This window comes from Bradyrhizobium sp. 197 (assembly GCF_023073375.1).
Classification (GTDB): Bacteria; Pseudomonadota; Alphaproteobacteria; order Rhizobiales; family Xanthobacteraceae; genus Bradyrhizobium.
The window spans coordinates 1-18,930 of record NZ_JADPJJ010000001.1; the positions used below are offsets into that span (position 1 = coordinate 1).

The following is an 18,930-nucleotide window of genomic DNA, read 5'->3' on the forward strand; positions in this document are numbered from 1 at the left end:
TTCGTTGGCAGATGCGGCTCTATCTGAGCCCACTGCTTGTCGTTGAGCCAGAACAGTCCTTTGCGCATCGAAGTCCCCCGTGCCGAATCAACTTGGCACCAGGGAATCAGAACTCGCTAATTAGGTACAGACCCTAATTGAAATGACGCGCGACGAATATGTCGAGCGGTGCAAGCAGCGGGCTGTCAGTCATCTCGACCGAGCTGATCTTAGGAACTCGGTCGCCTCGTTTGTGCGCAGTATGAACGCGCTTCCCGATTGCGAGTTGCCAAACTACTTGGCAATGCTTGGCGGTTCGCTTCTGACGGCGAACGATGCGCTCGGCCGGAGAACGCTCATTGAAGGATTGAGGTGATGGTCCGATGATCAAGCCAGCGAGGGTCTAGGCCCGGTCAATTTCTTGGGGAGGGGATGGCGCACTACCGAGCTTACCTTTTGGATCACGACCGCCACGTTATAAGCGTGGCCAATTTGCAGTGTGCCGACGAGCAAAAAGCACAGGAACGTGCTCAGCAGCTAGTTGATGCCAACGACATCGAGCTATGGCAACTCGACGGACGTATTGCGGTGTGTTTGAAGCCGCCACAAGCCGAGCCTCGCACGTGGCAGGACAGGCAAGACCGCGGCGCCCTACAGACAAACGAAACGTGCGTGAAAGTTAAGCGCGCGTCTCAGTCCTCGGCTTCGGTTGATTGCGGATCACAGGCGCGGGATAGCTGGGAAAGACGCTCGGCATGGGCTGCAAGTTGCCGACATAGCGATTGACCACGCGGAAGATGACTCTTGAGCACTCCGACACGGAGCAGGTTTGCGGGCGCGGTCAACTACCAACCCTCGCAATTGATCTAGATGACGGAAGCATGTCACCTATCGATTGATGAAATCGGCCGGTCTACACGTTAGGCCCGTCATCACAAGGAAGTGGCATGCAAGACCGATTAGCATCTGTTCGCGCCAACGGCCCTGATCAATCCGCTGGTTCCTCACCTGCTGAAATGCTGCGGGCCGAAATCTGCTGCCGCAGAGAGCTATCGTTCCTCATGGAAGCGCATGATGGTCTCTCCGCCGCAATCGCTGAGCGCGCGGGGTTCAAAGGCCTCTGGGCGTCCGGCCTGTCAATTGCCTGCTCCCTGGGCTACCGCGATGCCAACGAAGCGTCGTGGAGCCAACTCGTAGATGTAGTCGAGCGGATCGTGGACTCGAGCGGACTGCCTGTGCTCGTTGACGGAGATGGCGGCTTCGGGAATTTCAACAACGCGCGCCTCGTGACACGCAGCCTCCGTCAGCGTGGAGCAGCCGGCGTGGCGCTCGAGGACAGTTGCTTTCCGAAGATGAACTCGTTTGTTGGGCATCGGCACCCCCTCGCCGATATCGACGAATTCTCTGGCCGCCTCCGGGCAGTGAAGGATACAGTCGCGGACGACTTGATCTTGGTGGCAAGGATCGAGGCGTTGATTGCTGGGCATGAGATGGACGAAGCACTTTCGCGCGCTCACGCCTACGCCGACGCGGGAGCCGATGCGATCCTCATTCATTCGCGAAGGAGCACCGCGGACGAAGTCCTTTCGTTCGCGCGCGCTTGGCAGAACAGACTGCCGGTCGTGATCGTTCCGACGAAATACTATCGAACACCGATTTCTGTATACCGAAAAGCCAGCATCTCTACGGTGATCTGGGCCAACCAGTCTATGCGAGCGGCAATAGCGGCAATGCGTCAAGTCTGCGGTCGCATCATCGCTGAGGAAAGCACCGCGAGCATTGAGCCGCACATCGCTACTCTCGAGGAAGTCTTCGAACTGTTCAAGTACGACGAACTCGCCCGTGCGGAAACGCGATATTTGCGTCCCGACGCTGAACTGCGCAAATAGGGTTTCGTCGACACAGGAGCGCATTTTCGTTGTCCACCTACTGTCCTGGACTTCCTCCTAGCTGGCCAAGTTCGACTGCAATCTCAAATGCCTAATCATTGCACTGAGATGTCCTGAGATAGCGTAGCCCGCCTCACTCAACCGAAATGCGCAGTTTGCCATCTCGGCAGCTCGAGGCACCGGATCCAGCGCCTCCCTTCTCTCTGGTGAAAGGACCGACGAGAACCATTTGTCTGTCTTAACGCTTGGGCTCCATTTTCAGATGGCTCCGGCAGACCTGATCTCGCTTCAGCACGCCTAAGCTGGCGCAAGAAGTCCGTCGGTGTTTCACCTTAGAGGCGCGACGAAAAAGGAACTAAACTGTGACCGATGCTCCCAAGAACGCCATCATTCTGGCCGCTGGCTGCGGCTCTCGCCTGCGTCCTCTGACAGATCTGCGGCCGAAGTCGCTGGTCGAGGTCAACGGCACTTCGATTCTTCACAACGCTCTGCACAATCTGGAAGCTGTCGGCGTGGAAGAGGTGACGATCGTGGTGGGTTACCGCAAAGACGCCATTCAATATGCCTGCGGTAGCAACTTTGGCGAGCTCAAAATCAAATATGTCGAGTCGACCGTCTTCGACCGCACCGGAAGCGCCTATTCTTTGTGGCTGGCGCGCGACGCTCTTATCTCCGGAGACTGCTTTCTTCTCGAGGGCGACGTCTTTTTCGAAGAGGATGCGCTGCGACACTTGATGGTCTGCCGGGGGACCGACGTAGCTGCAGTCGTTCCCTTCGATGATTCAATGGAAGGGTCGGCCGTCCTGTTGTCGCAGAACGGCTTCATCTCAGGTTTTCGACTGAAGCAAACCGCGGCAGATCTTGTTGCGGATGGCCCAAAGCTTTTCAAGACGATGAATCTCCTACGGCTTTCGGCGCCGACACTCAAGGCAACGATCGTTCCGACACTGGACGATATCATCGCCGCTGGAGCTAGGCAGACCTACACTGAAGAACTTTTGGGTTATCTGATAGAGAGGCGAGGCCTACAGCTCGCCGCGGCGCGATGCGACGGCCTCAGCTGGTACGAAATTGATAATGCTGACGATTTGGAGATTGCCGAGCGCATTTTCAAGGACCGAACGAATGCCTACGCGGCGAGACGTGATTTGCAAACGAGGTGAGAGTTCAATGCTGAAATACCTTTGGGATCCAGCGAACGCGATAACGATCACAGGTCTTCTCTTTTCCTCCGCCAGCCTGTTTTTAGCTCTCTCTGACCGCCTGGAGCTATGTGTGGCAGCGGCGCTTTGGGCTGTTCTATCGGACCACCTGGACGGGTTTGTGGCAGGTCGCACGAAAGGTCGGGATCCAGATGTCGCAAAAATGGGAGCGAGCCTCGACGGGTTTGCAGATATCGTCTATGGAGCCGTTGTGCCTGCGGCAGTTGTGGTGCAAGTCAGCCAAGCTTCACAAGTCGCGTTTGCGACCGCAACCGCTCTACTGGTGACGGGAGCAATAAGGCTTAGCTACTTTGCGAACTTTGGCAGGTCGCGTGATGGACGGTTCTTGGGCATCCCCTTATCATACGACGTGCCGCTCCTGGCGCTTCTATTTCTTTTTAAGCCTCTTATTCCTGCTGAAGCATTTCCGGACGTCGTGAACATTGCCTTCTTGCTGCTCGCTATAGCGCATGTCGCGCCTCTTCGCGTGCCACCACTCAGCGCAACAATGTATACGGCAATAAGCATCTTCGCCGTCGCGTCATCGGTGCTTTTAGCCAGTCGCTCCTTTTGATTGCGGATGGAAGTATGATCCAGCGACTGGCCTTCTTGGGCTTGCAGGCTTCACTCCATGCAGGTCACATGATGACGTGTAGTCTCGTCAACCGCGGCGTGCACCAGACTTGCTGCCGAGAACATATCCGCGCGGATCGGCACCGCTCGATGCTTGTTCGCCGGGAGCTTGTCGGGAGATCGCGACCATCCTACGATTTTCATTTGCCCTGAAACGTTGAGCTAGTCGCACTCATGAACACCGCAGCACAAATCGCCGCATCCCTTAGGCCGGACGAGGTTTCTGACCTGGTCAACCGATTCCCCGGCGGCTATTGGAAATATGACGTCAAGGACTTCGTCCTTCTGGTAAATCCATATTTTCCGCCGCAGGCGTTCCTTGACGAACTTAAGAACGCTCTACCGCGGCTTATTACTTGCTATCCCTCTCCTAATTCGCAGCTGATCCAGCTTCTTGCGGATGCGGTGAAGACGCCGGCTAATAATCTTGTCATTTGCAATGGCGTGGCTGAACTGATTCCCATCCTCCTTGGCCGACTGGGTTTGCGGATTGCTGTCCCGGTCCCAACCTTCAATCCCTATGAAACCACCGCCTTGCCCGGGCGGTTGTCACGCTTTTTCCTGTCACCGCCAGATTTTGAACTCGATGTGCACCGCTATGCAGCATTTGCGCGTGCAAATGGTGTCGACGGCGCAGTCGTGATATCGCCGAATAATCCCACTTCGCGGATGGTTCCCTATGCGGATTTACTATATCTGGCTTCCGCGCTTCGAGCTCAACAGCAACTCCTACTGATCGATGAGTCATTTATCGAGTTTAGTGAGCTCGGGCGAAGTGCAAGCCTGGAAAATCACTTGCTGGAATTTCCCAATGTGATCGTTCTCAAAAGTCTTGGAAAGATTTACGGGACATGCGGTTTACGGATCGGGTATGCGGCATCAGCAAATGTACAGACGATGGACGAAATCAGAGCCGCCCTTCCCACGTGGAATGTTAATACGTTTGCTGAGTTTTTTCTAAGCAAGCTTCCTTACCTGGCGCACGCTGCAAAGCAGAGTTGGGTGAGGGTGGGCAGCGACAGGGACAAACTATACGCAGACCTGCGCAGCATCGACGGAATGAGAGTTCTGAAGCCCGACGCAAATTTCGTGTTCTGCGAACTCCCGCCCCATTGGCCGGATGGGGACGTGATCGCCTCAACACTCTTAAAAGATAGACGGATATTGATCAGGCACAATGGCGGCAAGACTCTTCAGAATGGCAAACGATTCCTGCGCATCGCAAGCCGCACTGAAGACGACAATAGGCTTTTGGTGGAAGCACTGAAAGACATCTCTGATTAGCGCAACCGACGCCGGTACTAAGCCTTCTCATGGCTGATCCAGAAGGAACGAAACTTTAGTTTGGGGCCAGAGCTGCGATCACAGAAAACTCGATTACGCTTTTCTTCTATCTGGTCGGTCGAGCGGAATCAAAGCAGATCAAGGCGCCCCGGCAACCACATCGCGGGTCTCTTCGCGCGGTCGGCGACCACAATCTTCCAGCGCGGATCGGCTATGTACAGCACTTTTCATGCTTGCCTAATCTGGTATGTGACACAAGAGCGCGTCCGCGCTGGCGGACGGAAGTCCGCCACGCTCAATAAGGCGCGAAACTTGCCCCATCGGGTCACATGCCCATCCTCAAGCCACGCACACTGAGTCTGCTGTCCAAGTGCGAGCGTCGTTCTCCCGGACAAGCCTCATCATTTCCACCTTCGCGATGTTCTACCTCGCCCACCGGGCGTTGACCGTCTGAAAGCGGGTTCTCCCGATTCTCGGAACGAGGTATCTGCATTAAGTCGTCATGCGCTCGTCTATTGGTGTTGCCATCTCGTAGTCCGCCTGCCTCATGCCGCGAGCGACAGCTTCCGTTCCTTGTAGTCTCGCCCCCGACAATCGATAATCCTTAGTAACTCCGCTGTCCCGTTGCGCCCCTTGGCCGACGCGATGCCGAGTTCGGCCAGGTGCTCGCGCAGTGCATTGCTCAACATTGGTACGCTGGCGCACCAGCGATTGTCGGGTCCGGTGCAGCATCAAAACGGCTGCTGCTCCGTCGTCTCCTGACCGGGACAAAACGCATCGGCGGCCGCGTCACAGCCTCACAGATTGCAGCCGCATCATTCGCGTCGTTCTTACTGCGGTTGAGGTAGGCCTTCACATAGCTCGGAGGTGTCAGTCTGACCGTATGTCCAAGCGCCTGAAGTTCGCGGCCCCAATGATGCGCTGACGGTCATGCTTCGATCCCAACCAAACAACGTGGCTGCTGGCAAAAATACTCCAGCACCTTTGCCCGACTTACCCGCTTCATCAGGACCGCGCGCGTGACATCGATCCAATGCACCTGGAACAGCGACTTAGCCAAATCCCGACCAATCGTGCTAAGCTCGCCCATGGACGGCTCCCTCAACGGGCAGATCACGCTTCCCAGCACGCCCGGCATGTTCCGGCGGTACCAACTTGGTCGGCTTGGCGATGTCAGGCGTGCTGAGCAACATCGCCGATGTCCCGACTGGTCACAAGTATGAACTGCAGATGAGGCAGTGACGACCATCTTCGAGACCGGCCGGTCCAGTGGCCCGCCGCAGCCTTGAGCAGCGGCATGCCATCGAGCGCCGGTTCGTCGGGCTCGACCAGATACGTCAGCAAGGCGCCAGGTGTATTGCGTTTGATTTTAGCCAGATCAGCGCGGCGGTGGTGACGATTACTCACAGTGATACCTCGTCGTCTCCCGCAATCGTTTCTGTCACCCAGTTTGTCGTCGTAGCAAGCCATCTGGTGGTGCCTTGCGTGGTGGGCGTGGCGCGCGGCGGTGCATCATGCTGTAACGCTAGCTGTAACGCCAAACGCTCGCGGCATGCGCGCGTTCTGCACGCCCCCGAACAGAACCGCGAGCTGGAGCGCTGCAGCCTTTAAGCCCTGCCGCACTGCTCGCACGTCCTGCACCGTTCCGGAGGACTCTCGCCCTCGTCACGAACGTGGAAGACACGGCGGCTCGTGTGTCGGGCATCGAACCTGAACTCACGACGACGCTCCGGCAAAACACCCAGACGCTGGGATAACCGTTGCCCAGCGCAAACAGCTCACCCGTGTTCGGATCGAGCCGATAGGCCGAGGCGTCGATCGTAACCCCGTCGACGACCACGCTCGCAATTGCCGCCACCGGCGTCCGGTCAAGAACAAGCTTCTCCGGCGCGACGTCATACTGCTCGTGCCAAAAGGTCTCGACCGCGGTCTCCCGCACCAGGCGGAAGCCCAGCGCGGCCTCGATGTCGTCTGAGGCCTCCTCAATCTTCTTCTGAAGGATAGGGTCGCTGGTCGTGGTCCCGCTCGGAATGCCGAGTTCCAATTTCACCCGTTCAGCGCGGTATCTGACGCGGGCGATGCGACAGTGACGATCGATCTCATGCGGCCTCTGGGTGGTTAATCGACGAGCAGCGGTGGGCTGACGTGTGACTGCTGGCTCGCCTCGATTCAGAACGGCACAGCCGGGGTCAGAATCTCAAACAAGGTAAATGCCGCCAAGCCCAACCGCTCGGCGCCCAGAGGGAGCGGCTTGCGTCAACATCCGGGAATTCTGCGGCCGACAAGCGGCTTGGAACGACTTCCCCATTGCAAAGTTTTCCCGTTGCCCAGCCAGCGGGTGACTGCCTTTCCCAAGGGGCAGCCTCAAGACAGCCCAGCTTCACCGCCCTGAAGCTGGGGTCCTTTTGCTCTCTCAATGGTCTCGGACCGCGCTGACCGAAGCAGCCACCCTGCGGCAATTAGCCTGACGTATTGAAATCCGATATTTACCCATGATAGTTTTCACTTTTACGCTCGCGCTATTTGCTCTGAAGCCGTCCTGATAGTGCTTTTTGTGCTGGGGAGGACATTATGCGAAGCTCTCGCCCAATCTTTTGTGCCCGACGACTTAGTGAACTCATTTCTCAGCTCTCAGAGTTGGAAGATCTTCGAGATCTGGTCGAAGAAGCTGAGCGAAGCGCCCGAGGTGTGCCTCCACTACGCTGGACACATCCTCCGTCGCGCCGCGTTCGACGTGGTGAACGGGTCGCTTTGTCTGTTCGCCTCCGTCGCCACGCGGCACTAAGGGGGAATGCAGGAGCTATCAGCTCCCCCTGACAACGACAACCAAGTCGATTGGGCTTTGCCGGAGCCATTCCTGGACGGATGGTGGGCTTCCTCCTAAGCCTCTCCAAACGCTGGCTTGAAGAGATCGATCGAATGCTGGTGGACTACCCACCGTGAGAAGACACCTGACAGCCCTGTCGGACTATTCTTATCGTGGCCATAGCCCATGCAACAGAAGGGCCGTTCGCCAATGGACGAATTCGCGATGCTTCTCGCCGAGCTGGACCGGTGCAAGGCGGAATTTCAGCACCTGCAGAACGAACTCAATCTCGCGACCGGCGCCGGGCCGACCGACATAGTAGCGCTTCAACACGCGGCCCGCCGGATGAGCGGCATCGCAGCCCGCCTCGAGGCTTTGACGCGCGCGATCTCGAAAGGTACGGCCAGCGGAGTACATTGAGCACTCCCCTCCCTTTCCTTGAAGGGAGTGAAGGCAACCGTCGAGAAGGCGACCTACGAACGCCATTACGGGGCTATGACCCGAATCGGGAAGAATAGCGCCACAATCACGAGACAAACGCCAAGTCCAGAGATCGCAAGGTTCATCGCAATCCAAAACTGATTCAGACGTAGAACACTCAGTTTCGGAAATTCTCGCGTGTTGTCATCATCCGCGATCCGTCTGATGCTTCTCAGAGGTGACCCTGGAAGCAGCGCATCATAGGCATCACGATAGCCCCGTGCGCGCCGCGTGTGTAGCTGTATCCGCTCGTATTGCTTCGCGGAAAACACTGCTCCGAACATGCCGAGCAGAACGAGTAGCAGTGCAGGCGGCAGGTCCAAAGGACTCAGCGTCTTGTCCGAAGTCATGAAGGCGATGACTGCGCCCGAAATGCCTATGAATGTAGATGCTACCGCCGCTCGCTGCGTCTCGTGATGACGCGCTTGGATCGAATTCTCTGAGTACATTTTCCAATGCGCATCGCGCAAAGTGGAGTCGTGTTGATCAGGCACTGGACCCTCCCGGCGCAGGAGCGAGTTTCCCAACAAATGAACGGCAATTAATGCTTTAGACCACAACATTAGCAGAAATACCACAGGTTGATAGGCAGTCCCTATGTGCTCACCCCTGAAGGGAGTCTAGCCGAAAATCTGCGCCGGAATAGCGCCGCTGTTATTGGGGTCCACCCGTATACTTGTCAACCGTCGACATGAGCGGCTTCGAGGTCGACAGATTGAACATCAGCCCGAACCGACCATCGGGACCAGTCTTGTCCGGCTCGTCGATCAGCTCGTAGAGATCGATCCACTCGATGAACGAATACTGAAAGAACTTCGCCAGCATCGCATCCAGGTTTGAGTTGCAGGCCGACATCGACGCAGACGTCGAGGTGTTGACGAACGTTGAGTCGTAGATTTCGGCGCCGTTCATCTCATTGATGGCGACTGGAACGCCGTAGCTCGACAGCTTTGTGAACAGGTTGAAATTGGGACGAACTCCGCCCCAGTAGTTCGTCGGGTCCACGCCGGCATGCTCGTAATAGTGATAGCCGAGCACATCGATCTTGACGCCATTCGCCTTCATGAAGTCGATGTAGCCGAACATCGTCGATGTGGTGCCGACGATGCGCCGAAGGTTTCTGCCGGTGTCGCGGCGTACCTGCTCGATCGCGTCCGACATTCCCCGCAAGAGATTGGCGAAGTCGGCCATCGACGGATATGCCGCGAACTCGGCAGAGGTCCACCCCTTGCCGAACAACGGAGAGCCGTTGGCATCACGGACGGTCAGATTGATCTCATTACCAAGTTCCCAGTCGCCGACTGAAGATGCGAACTGGCGAACAAACGCCAGGGTCCGATTGTAGCCCTGGGAGTAGATCGCAGCAGCTTCGCCGGCAGGATACTTGCCGGCATCGGTCTTGTCGCCCCACATTAGCGGAAGCGCCAGCACAGGTTCAAGAGTGACGCCATAGTTGGCGGCAAGGCCCACGATCGAGGTGAAGCGCGTCGCTACCCATGGATCAGTGTCAGCCGCCAGAGGAATGGTCAGGCGGTATCGCTTGAGTTTATGTGCGGCGAGCGTCTTGAAGACGTCCTCGTCATTGATCTGGCGGTACGCCCCGGAGGCAAACATGGAGTGGCCATTGACGCCGATTTGAACTGTCAAGTCTTGTTCCTTGATTGCGCGAGGAAAGAAGAGGACGCCCGACGTTTTGCAGCAGATCTGATTTCGGGCGCGGCGGGGTAAAGGAGGAGAAACCCCCGCCGCAGTCGGGCCGTAGCAGTCGGCCGGCGCTCTGTGTCGCCGCTCTCTGTTCTGTACTCCGAGTATGGTTGTATTTTGGCCAACTCTCCCTGAGGGAGTGGAAGGACTGCCATTGCGCGAACCAAGTCGCATCGACAGTCGCGCAGATGAAGACAATCTTACGGAATAACCTTTACGAACAAACTATGCGTCTAACTACCGAGGAGAGCGAACCGCATGTTGCTAGCCACATAGATTGCGCCGAAAACTAACGCCGGCTGGAGGCAAGCCCAAGGGAACGGCTGATGCCAAGAACTATCCAGGAACAACTGGACCAAGTGGAACGTGATATCAAACTTTACACAGAATACGATAATGCCGAAAAAGCACACTTCGATCGCGAGTGTTACCTTTGGACCGCGGAAGATCGCATCGAGTGGCAGGAGACGCAGCTTTCCAATGCGGAATATCTTCGCGAATTAAACGACGAGCGCGTTGCGTTGCTTAAGCGGCTAAAGGGGTGAACGGCTGTTTGAGAATACGCGCAGCGCGGCTCCCTGATTGGATGAGAAGTGACCCGTGTGTTTTACTGGCCACTTCGGACGGGCCCCCAGATGATACTTAGGCCGATGTCGATAGGCGAAACACCCAAGACATGCGTTTTCTGCGGAGGGGGGCCGTTCTCTCACGAACACATTTGGGCCGAATGGATACAAACCTACGTCTCACGAGCATTTTCGAAGCGAATGCACACGGCTTCATTCAGTGGGACTTTGCACGCCGAACGGATTTGGAATGGCGACATGCTAACCGACACGATCCCTTGTGTGTGCGGACGTTGCAACCGCGGCTGGGTGAGCAGGTTGCAGACAAGAGCAAAGCCGCACATCGTTCCTTTTCTGCAGGCTACTTGGCCCACTCTAGATCGCTGGGCTTCAAGGTCTCTTGCGGCATGGATCACCATGTTCACAATGGTCTAAACATCTCCATCCTCTGTTTGATTGAACGCGCGACCGCGACCACCGCGTCGGTCCCCTGCCCGATCGCGTTGTTCAGATTGAGCATGCCGAAGTCAGGCCTTATTTCGCAGCGGCCACAATTCAAGCGGGCCGCCGCGACTCTTCCGCAATGAGACGTGGCCGACTCATCTGGCGGCGTTCCGCTCGCATAGACAAAGTGGCGGCGATCTCGCTCCTGCCGGAACTGGCAGGGGGCGCCGCTCAGTTTTTCGAGTATTCTTTGCCGCTTCGGCGAGAAGCTCTTCCCAGCTGAAGCACTCGGCACGCACTCCATGCGGTTACGACCTGTCGAGATCGGGTCCTTCAAAGAGAAAAGGCCAAAGGACACGGTCATGAAAACGCCCTTTAACGTGCACGGAGGCGAAGATGTGCGCGGCATCCCGTTGAGAGATCTAGATGTAAGCGAACCTAGACGATTTCAAGATGATAGCTTATGGCCCTGCTTCGAGCGGCTGCGAAGGGAAGATCCCGTTCACCACTGCCAAGACAGCCCACACGGACCATATTGGTCGATAACCAAATACCGCGATATCGTGGCCGTCGATACAAATCATAAGATATTCTCGTCAGCGCAAGGTGTCACGATCCTCGACGTGCCCGAGGAACATTGGACACCGAGTTTTATCAAGGCAGGTCCTCCCAAACATGCCGCGCAGCGCAACACCGTAAGTCCGATACTCGCATCGGACAATTTGGAAAAACTCGAAGGATTAATCCGCAGTCGCGCTAGAACAATCCTTGACGGCCTGCCGCGCAATGAAGCCTTCAACTGGGTCGATATGGTCTCGATCGAGTTGACGACGCAGATGCTGGCCACACTTTTCGACTTTCCGTTCGCGGATCGCCGGCTCCTGACGTACTGGTCGGACGTAGCCGTTGCAGCGCCGACGGTTGGGCAGGCGATCGACAGCTGGGGCAAGCGAAGCGCAATCCTGTCCGAGTGCTTGACATATTTTACTCGGCTTTGGCGGGAGCGGATAAATGCCGAGCCACGATTTGATCTCATTTCGATGATGGCGCACTCGTCCGGGACTCGGCATATGGAGCCACGTGAGTTTCTTGGCAATCTCATTCTACTGATCGTGGGGGGCAACGACACCACGCGCAATTCGATCACCGGTGGCCTGCTGTTCATGAACCAGCACCCCTCCGAGCTACGAAAGCTGCGAGATAATCCCGCCTTGGTGTCGAGCGCTGTGTCCGAGATTATTCGATACCAAACGCCCATCGCACATATGCGCCGCAACGCCACCGCGGACATCATCATGGGAGGCAAACAAATCAGGCGAGGCGACAAGGTCGTGATGTGGTACATCTCTGGCAACCGGGACGATGAGGTCATCGAGGACGCCAACAAATTTACGATCGATCGCAAGAACGTGCGCCAACATCTCTCGTTCGGATACGGCATCCATCGTTGCCTTGGTCGACATCTCGCGCGGCTGCAGCTTAGAATCCTCTGGGAGGAGATACTGAATAAGCGCATGGAGGTCGAGGTCGTTGGCGATCCGGAGCGCGTTGCATCGAACTTCGTGCACGGTTATTCCGCACTCCCGGTCCGAATCATAGTCTAGGCTGTGACGCCCTGAAATGATGCGTGAGCTACACGGCAGGACCGTCGTCGGGCTCTCTGATGACCAGTTACGCCATTGCACGCGCACTGGCGCGCGCCGCTGAAGATCGCCATCCCGGCTGGAGCCCGCACCTCTTGACCAACTTGGTCCGCCACTACGCTTCGCGTGACGCATCTCTCAAAGGCATCAAGTCCATGTCCGGGAACTCTGTCACAATCGGGTTCAGACCGGAGCACGGGCGTATAAGGTGATAGGTAAGCGGCAACGAGACCGCAAGCCGGAACCTTTGGTCGCAGCGGTCCTCCGGTGCCGGCTTATCGCTTCGAAGACAGCCGGTCCGGCGAATGCACTGTTCGCGATTCAGTGGCCTTCTGCCCGCGCAGAAGCCGGCCGCCGACCGGCGTGCGGCCTGATCCTGAACCCCTGCGGCCATTATCGTCGGCACCAACCCCAGGTGCAGCGCCCATCATCATAGCGGTGTCAGGCCACAATGAATGCGCGATCATCGCGATCCGTCATCGGCGCTGCCGGTCGATCCAGAGCCCGCGCGGGGCGACGAGCGGACCAACTTCACCGCATGGTCCGGCCTCGAGGGTGCGTGGCCACAGGTTCACATACACGCGTCAGCGACGGTCTGGGCCGGGCGAGGAGCATCAGTTCTTCTTCGGCACGAGGTTGAGACTGACAGCGCTGCAACTGCAGCGGAGCACTTCCTTGTCACCCTTGATAGGCGAAACGCAGAGGAATTCGCCGCAATCGGTGTTGGGGCACTGCATCAGTTGAAGCAATTGTTGAAACGAACTCACGACCGCAGCGAATTCCTTCGATTGCAGGTCCGCCCAGGCGTTGTAGTGAACCGCCTTGTTGATCATCCACTCTTCGGACTTTGTCGCCGCCACCCGCTTTTTGGATTCTATCTGGAGCGCTTCGGCATCCTGAATATTTTTCCCCCACGAGGAGGCGGAGTCGCGCGCCTCTTTGAGACGGGCCTTCCATGCGGCTAACACCCCGGGCCAGAGATCGCCCAGGTCGTATTGTCCGTTTCCATGATATTCGATGCGAGCGCGCAGATTATCCGCAAGGATCGTCGAGGTGAACTCCAGATAGCGTCGCAAAGTCCCTGCCGCCAAAAATACATTGTCATTGGCGAGGTGTTTCTGGATCTGCGTCCAGACGTGACCCTCGTTCCAGACCTGTGGGCCACTGTCGACCGTCCAGCCGCCAAAGCTAAGAGTGCTCTGAACCAGCTTTTCGCTCTGCATGAACTTGAGCCACACGCCGTCGTGAGTGGTCAGGACAAACTGCGTGTTTGGAAATTTCTGCTTCAGGAGCGCGCAAACCTCACGACGATGGCCGGCGTCGACCGACATCAGCACATCGTCGAGGACGGCAAGCGTAAATCCATCGCCGAGCGTGTGCTTCACCAGTGCAAGATAGAGGCAAAGCCCCATGCCATCCTGATGGCCCTCGCTGTGGTAGGCCCCGGGAGGAAATCTGCCTCGTCCGTAAAAGTCGACATCGAAGGCCAGTTTGCCCAATGATGCAGAGAGCTTGCCCTCGAAATTGGCCTCATCGTCGCGGTTGATGAAACTGTAGTATTCGGTGAAGTCCTTCTGCACCTTGTCGTAGATGCATTCCAACATTGCGGTGCTGACCGTACCGTAGTGGCTAAACACCGCAGAAGCTGTTTCGGCCTGCTGGGCCGCGATATTGAGGGCCTGCTGCGTCCCACGGCATTGATCGTATTTCTCCTGGGCAACGATCAAGAATTCCTTGGCTTCTTCCTCCTTTGAAGGGTCGGAGAGCGTTTCGATATAGGCCGCCAGACGATCGGCGGGCTGAAGCAACTCGACCGCGGGCGATGCCCCCAGTCGACCAAGGGCTTGCAGCGCGTGGGCGATCGCTGCCGGGTCCCGGACGACCTTGTCTAGTGTGTCGCGGTCACCGTCGAGGGCCTTTGCGTGGGACCGCAGCGACGTGGCATCTATAGGAGGATTGGCCTTTTCGCACCATTCGGCCACTTTGCCCGCGTCAAGCGCCATCGCCCGCAGGTGAGCCGCGAGAGGGTCGATCGCCAGGGCCAGTTGCTTCAATGCCGTCGAGGCCGCATCTGCCTTTGCGATCTTCTCTTGAAGATGTGTTGCCAGGAGGGCCATCTCCCAGGGACCGTCGCACAGTGGACAAGCGTCGCCTTCGACCAGCTCAAGACCCCGCTCAACCAAAGCGCGCTGCTTGACAACCCTTAACAGAGCCGGATCGTCCGTGAGCTGGGCGAGAGCGCCGACTGCATCCGACTTTGCGCCGGTTATGGTTATTTCCTGCGAGACAGCCAGCCTCTTCAGGAAGCTCGCAAGGTCATTCTTGGCGCCGAGCTTGGAGAATGGCTGCGACGCCTCGTGCTCGGCATCTGGATTGATGCCTACCTTCAAGGCATTTTCCGGCGCGAGGTCCGCCACAGGATCGAGCTTCAGCACAGCTCGACGAGCATTTACAGAAGCAAGCAGATCAGTTTTGTTTGGAGTGGCAATGCCGAGATGGTGAAAGAAATCGGACTTGCTCCGCCGATCCTCCACCTCGGCCCTTCCGTGGTCGCGTTTTGCATCGTTGGCGACGCGTTGGAGTGAGACCCGCAGCTTTTCGAGCTGATCAAGGCGCAGCAGCTCTTGGACGTATTGTGATCGTTTGCCTGCAGGAACGAGAATATATTTGATGATTTCTCGACGAGACAGGGCAAACTCAGGATGGGTTTCGAGCTGCGCCAGAAGCGCCCTGGTTTCAGCACTGCTTGGCTTGAGTACCGCGGCGCCTGGATTCTTGACGCTCCGCTCGATTATGAAGCTCTTTTTGAGAGCGGGCGCATAGACCTGCAGGCGAACGAGCGCGGTTTCGGGCTTTTTGCTCGCGTCGACGTGTGGAGCGTGCGCCTTGACACTCAGTTCCGCCGTGCCCGCGCCGCCGAGACGAGTGATGTTTCCGGTGAGGGCAAATTCGATCGCATCCACGATGCCGCTCTTGCCAGTACCGTTGGGCCCCGCAATGCCAAAACTCCTTCGGCCCAACGAGCGCTTGAGATGACGAATTCCACGGAACTCGACAATTTCGATTTCTTCAATCTGGATCATTGCTCGGCTCAGCAGCGCTGAAAATGGCCGCCCGTAGGCTCTCGGCGTCCAATTGATGATCCGCCAGTGCCTTTCGCAGCGCCGACAAAGACGTCCGCGAAAGGGTTTTCTGGTCCTCGAGCTTTTTTAAGAAGGCATCGACAACGGATGAGACCGTAGATGAAAAGGGAAGATCGTCAGCGGCCATATGGTTGCTATTCCTGGGCTGGCCACCTGCTTCTGTGCGGCAGCGTCAATCGCGAGACGTCTCGCCAAACAGCGATTCCGGACGTGGTCCTAATGGTTGTGCACAATGCGCCGCTAATGGCTTACGTTACTAGCCCTGCAAAGCCGCCCAGAACGCTTCGCCGAATGAATTGAGATTAGAACTGAGCCACCCATCTGGCGCGATGAAGCCGACTTAAAAGCGCGGCCTGAAAATCAATCAAGCCGACCGATCACCATCGAAAGAAACTGCGGTGACCTCGGCTTGAGTTTGACTTGAACTGAGTCAGCGAGCACACCGCGGAGGCCAAGCCGACGCGAACGAAGCAAAGAACGCTGCCCTCTCAAGCTTGACATATTATCCTGCCCCAGACCCGTGGCGGGGCTCGTTTTTACCCGCCACGGCAGCTGCGAACTAGGCTAGGCGACCGCAATGTTCGCAGCGCGAGATTCTGCCGTTCGATGTTATTGCCCTCGGTACACTTGTCGTTGTCGTGATAGACGCTTCGCGCACCAGGCTTCGTTGAATGAAATGGTGAAACTTTCGACATAAATTGGTCCCCGACGGAGATGGGTGCATTTGTTCGTATGTGGTAGCAAACATGGAGGTTTGAATTTGTGCAATGACTCTCAAGCCAGCGCTTAAATTTGGCGCTCCATCGAACTTTTCGACGAATTTCACCATCGATGACAGCAGACCGGCCCTTGCGGGACGCAGATCGAGCTTGAGTTATGTCAGGTGTTGGGACGGCCCACGACGCCAGCAAAATCAACATAGACTGCCTCACCGACCTGCACACGACGAAGGTGCTGCCGGTATGCACCCGGGAGCCCGATATTTCCTCGCACGATTGTGGGACTGGCGCGCCAAAGACGATGGCAGCGATCAGCTTTGTCGATCGGCAGTTGCGCCGCGTGCTCGATGGATGGGAGGCTGAGGGCGTCTCCCTTGGCGTGCACCTGATCACCGCCTCCGGTCATGGACATGTGACGGTGCATGCGCGGGCCGATCTATTTGAGACGCTCGAGGCTGCCGGGCTGCGCTGCGGCCCGGCACCGGCGGCCGGGATCCATGCCACGTCATACCTGGCCAAGTCGGAGCAATTTACCTCGCCGAGCTATCGGACGCCGTTATCCGCCGCACAGTAGGATCGATGATCGAGCGGCCCTGGTGTGGTCTGGTGTTTACCGCCGGTGGCGCGGCCTATGGCATTGCGGCGGGCAGCTTTGCCCGCCATTTGGTGTTCGCCGACCATGCCCGATCGGCGGACATTCTGTTCTCGTTCCGATCGGATGGTCTCGATCCATTTGGCCTTATGAGCCGCACCTGGAGTGCGGATGGGGCGGTCGGCTTCGGAGTGCACGGCGGGTGGCATGCCAACGAGATGTCGTCGGTCGGCATCTTGGCGGGACCGCTGATCGAAAAACGACTTCGTCTCGCAAGTTCCCTCAGGCATTTGCGACATTGCGCCGACAGTGCTCGGTCTTCTGGGCCTTTCGCGACGGGCAACGATGACCGGTCGTGCGCTCGCAGAGGTCTTTATCGATGATGGACAGGAGGACAGGACGTACCTCTTACGATTGAAAAGATATACGAGACCAGCAGCGGAAGGAGAGGATTGCACGTCGGGCCGAATTTGAGGCCAGATTACGTCGAGGAACGCTGAAGTCAGGAAGGCTTGAGAGGCAAGATCTGGGTTGCCGGCGGGCGGCGCCGCAGGCGTCGGCTCCAGCAGGGTCTCCACTTGTCTGAGCATCTCGGCGGAGGTCGCGATGCAAGGGAAGTGGCCGGAGAGCGTCACTTGTCCGAGCTTTCGAGCTTTATGGTTCAGCAGGCGCCTTGCCTCCCCCGAGTTGGAAGCGAGGACTGAGAAGGTCCTGCCGTTCGCCGCGAGGATCTCACCAAGTGATGGCACACCGACTAGATGGCCCTCGCTCGCGGCATCAAGGTGCTCGATCAGGCGCGCGTCGCTCGTGTCGACAGAGCGCGGTATGGGCGACTGCCTGTCGAGATATTGATCTCAATGATGCCGTGGCGATCCGCCGTCGCGCCAGTGACGAGGCTCATCAGCGCTATTCGTGTTTCGCTGGGCGAGACCGTGCGCTGCCTGGCCAGCACCGCACCGCGGCGCTGCAGCCTGACCAGATTCGGCGTCAATGATGGTTTGACGAGATCGGGTCGAAGCCCATCGAACAGCACGATGAGAACCCGATCCCGATTCGGTCGGTCGAACATGTAAAGCTTTCGTCTAGCTGGAACGTACGGACCGGGAGCGACCAGGACCTGGCTGGCGCAGCCCAGCGACTTGGAGCCGAGGCTGATCGCTAGCGCGAGCGCAATGCGGGTATGGCGCTCTCAGCCATGCTGACCAAAGCCCGGCCAGCGCGACGGTCCCTCCCGAGCCGGGATTAGCGGCGTGCGAGCCCCAGCAGCTCTCCTCAGCTGTAGATCGGCCCGGCTTGTCTAGAACGGAGGCTGCGGCGTCAGTGGTTTGGTCTGATTATGATCGCCTGATGCACCTCTGCGGGCACAGCGTGAAGCCACGGAATTCATCACAGGCCCCGAGGATCGCCCAATTCCGGCGAGGACGTCAGGTAGGATGTCCAGCAAGCCGTCGATAGCATGGCCTCGCAAGCAAGGGTAGCAATGCCGCGTGCAGGAGAACCTGCTCGGCGCCCTAGCCGATCCTGATCTGGTCGACGTCGCGATTGAGCCAGGAAGCGTGACTGATGCTGCCGGCGGATCGTTTCGCCTGGCGGCTTGCTTCCTACGAATGCGATGCATCTCGTGTGCTTGGCATTTCACAGCTGTGGCGCTCGCAGACACCGGTCGGCGTCTCGAAAATTTATATGCCCTGACTAAGCGTGATCGTATCGACGCCCGGTGCGCGCCGCTGGGCTGCTCGATTTGCCGGCGTTGCTCTCGAAGGGAGGGATCCGTTGAGCCATTCTGGCAGAAGTGACATGTTGGAAAGCCTGCAAATCGCCAGGGACGCCTTGAGGATTCCTACTC

General features: G+C 57.6%; 18 protein-coding genes. 9 read left to right on the forward strand and 9 right to left on the reverse strand.

The window, feature by feature from the left end; translation table 11 throughout:
* Positions 1-995 precede the first annotated feature (995 nt).
* From aepX to IVB27_RS00020, 4 genes are all read left to right on the forward strand, one after another.
* Positions 996-1,868: a phosphoenolpyruvate mutase gene (aepX, locus tag IVB27_RS00005; protein WP_247298777.1), complete on the forward strand. Its 873-nt coding sequence runs from the start codon at positions 996-998 to the stop codon at positions 1,866-1,868.
* A gap of 362 nt (positions 1,869-2,230) precedes the next feature.
* Positions 2,231-3,031, forward strand: coding sequence for a phosphocholine cytidylyltransferase family protein (locus tag IVB27_RS00010; protein WP_247344838.1), 801 nt, complete (start codon positions 2,231-2,233; stop codon positions 3,029-3,031).
* A 7-nt stretch (positions 3,032-3,038) separates the two neighbouring features.
* On the forward strand, positions 3,039-3,644 hold the full coding sequence (locus tag IVB27_RS00015; protein WP_247440398.1) for a CDP-alcohol phosphatidyltransferase family protein: 606 nt from the start codon (positions 3,039-3,041) through the stop codon (positions 3,642-3,644).
* A gap of 233 nt (positions 3,645-3,877) precedes the next feature.
* The gene (locus IVB27_RS00020) at positions 3,878-4,987 is read left to right on the forward strand and encodes a pyridoxal phosphate-dependent aminotransferase (protein WP_247440400.1); all 1,110 of its coding nucleotides are present in this window, start codon (positions 3,878-3,880) and stop codon (positions 4,985-4,987) included.
* Positions 4,988-5,915: 928 nt separating this feature from the next.
* Here the strand turns inward: IVB27_RS00020 and IVB27_RS43505 are convergent.
* The 3 genes from IVB27_RS43505 to IVB27_RS00035 all read right to left on the reverse strand — a co-directional run bounded on the left by IVB27_RS43505 (position 5,916) and on the right by IVB27_RS00035 (position 7,031).
* Positions 5,916-6,077, reverse strand: a complete 162-nt coding sequence (locus IVB27_RS43505) for a hypothetical protein (protein ID WP_524536455.1) — start codon at positions 6,075-6,077, stop codon at positions 5,916-5,918.
* An 83-nt stretch (positions 6,078-6,160) separates the two neighbouring features.
* Complete coding sequence (locus tag IVB27_RS00030; protein WP_247344827.1) at positions 6,161-6,394, reverse strand: hypothetical protein; 234 nt, start codon at positions 6,392-6,394, stop codon at positions 6,161-6,163.
* A gap of 118 nt (positions 6,395-6,512) precedes the next feature.
* Positions 6,513-7,031, reverse strand: coding sequence for a hypothetical protein (locus tag IVB27_RS00035; RefSeq protein ID WP_247440402.1), 519 nt, complete (start codon positions 7,029-7,031; stop codon positions 6,513-6,515).
* A gap of 972 nt (positions 7,032-8,003) precedes the next feature.
* Between IVB27_RS00035 and IVB27_RS00040 the strand changes: the two genes are divergently transcribed.
* Positions 8,004-8,213, forward strand: coding sequence for a hypothetical protein (locus tag IVB27_RS00040; protein ID WP_157642935.1), 210 nt, complete (start codon positions 8,004-8,006; stop codon positions 8,211-8,213).
* A 65-nt stretch (positions 8,214-8,278) separates the two neighbouring features.
* On the opposite strand, the gene IVB27_RS00045 is transcribed toward IVB27_RS00040, so the two are convergent.
* Together IVB27_RS00045 and IVB27_RS00050 are read right to left on the reverse strand one after the other, a co-directional pair.
* Positions 8,279-8,767, reverse strand: a complete 489-nt coding sequence (locus IVB27_RS00045) for a hypothetical protein (protein ID WP_247440404.1) — start codon at positions 8,765-8,767, stop codon at positions 8,279-8,281.
* 160 nt (positions 8,768-8,927) lie between these two features.
* Positions 8,928-9,920 carry a hypothetical protein gene (locus IVB27_RS00050; RefSeq protein ID WP_247440406.1) on the reverse strand — a complete coding sequence of 331 codons (993 nt, stop codon included), beginning with the start codon at positions 9,918-9,920 and terminating at the stop codon, positions 8,928-8,930.
* A gap of 383 nt (positions 9,921-10,303) precedes the next feature.
* Between IVB27_RS00050 and IVB27_RS00055 the strand changes: the two genes are divergently transcribed.
* The gene (locus IVB27_RS00055) at positions 10,304-10,522 is read left to right on the forward strand and encodes a hypothetical protein (protein ID WP_247440407.1); all 219 of its coding nucleotides are present in this window, start codon (positions 10,304-10,306) and stop codon (positions 10,520-10,522) included.
* A gap of 442 nt (positions 10,523-10,964) precedes the next feature.
* Here IVB27_RS00055 and IVB27_RS00060 read toward each other — a convergent pair whose 3' ends face one another.
* Positions 10,965-11,351: a hypothetical protein gene (locus tag IVB27_RS00060; protein WP_247440409.1), complete on the reverse strand. Its 387-nt coding sequence runs from the start codon at positions 11,349-11,351 to the stop codon at positions 10,965-10,967.
* On the opposite strand from IVB27_RS00060, the gene IVB27_RS00065 reads away from it, so the two are divergent.
* Positions 11,350-12,591, forward strand: coding sequence for a cytochrome P450 (locus IVB27_RS00065; RefSeq protein WP_247440410.1), 1,242 nt, complete (start codon positions 11,350-11,352; stop codon positions 12,589-12,591). The genes IVB27_RS00060 and IVB27_RS00065 overlap by 2 nt on opposite strands.
* A gap of 653 nt (positions 12,592-13,244) precedes the next feature.
* Here the strand turns inward: IVB27_RS00065 and IVB27_RS00070 are convergent.
* Both IVB27_RS00070 and IVB27_RS00075 read right to left on the reverse strand, forming a co-directional pair.
* The gene (locus IVB27_RS00070; protein ID WP_247440412.1) at positions 13,245-15,713 is read right to left on the reverse strand and encodes an AAA family ATPase; all 2,469 of its coding nucleotides are present in this window, start codon (positions 15,711-15,713) and stop codon (positions 13,245-13,247) included.
* Positions 15,700-15,900: a hypothetical protein gene (locus tag IVB27_RS00075; protein WP_247440415.1), complete on the reverse strand. Its 201-nt coding sequence runs from the start codon at positions 15,898-15,900 to the stop codon at positions 15,700-15,702. Before IVB27_RS00075 ends, IVB27_RS00070 begins: the two co-directional genes overlap by 14 nt.
* 749 nt (positions 15,901-16,649) lie before the next feature.
* Between IVB27_RS00075 and IVB27_RS00080 the strand changes: the two genes are divergently transcribed.
* Positions 16,650-17,066, forward strand: a complete 417-nt coding sequence (locus tag IVB27_RS00080; protein WP_247440417.1) for an alkaline phosphatase family protein — start codon at positions 16,650-16,652, stop codon at positions 17,064-17,066.
* Positions 17,067-17,071: 5 nt separating this feature from the next.
* On the forward strand, positions 17,072-17,467 hold the full coding sequence (locus IVB27_RS00085; RefSeq protein ID WP_247440419.1) for a hypothetical protein: 396 nt from the start codon (positions 17,072-17,074) through the stop codon (positions 17,465-17,467).
* Between the two features lie 407 nt (positions 17,468-17,874).
* On the opposite strand, the gene IVB27_RS00090 is transcribed toward IVB27_RS00085, so the two are convergent.
* Positions 17,875-18,117: an alkaline phosphatase family protein gene (locus IVB27_RS00090; protein WP_247440421.1), complete on the reverse strand. Its 243-nt coding sequence runs from the start codon at positions 18,115-18,117 to the stop codon at positions 17,875-17,877.
* Between the last annotated feature and the right edge of the window lie 813 nt (positions 18,118-18,930).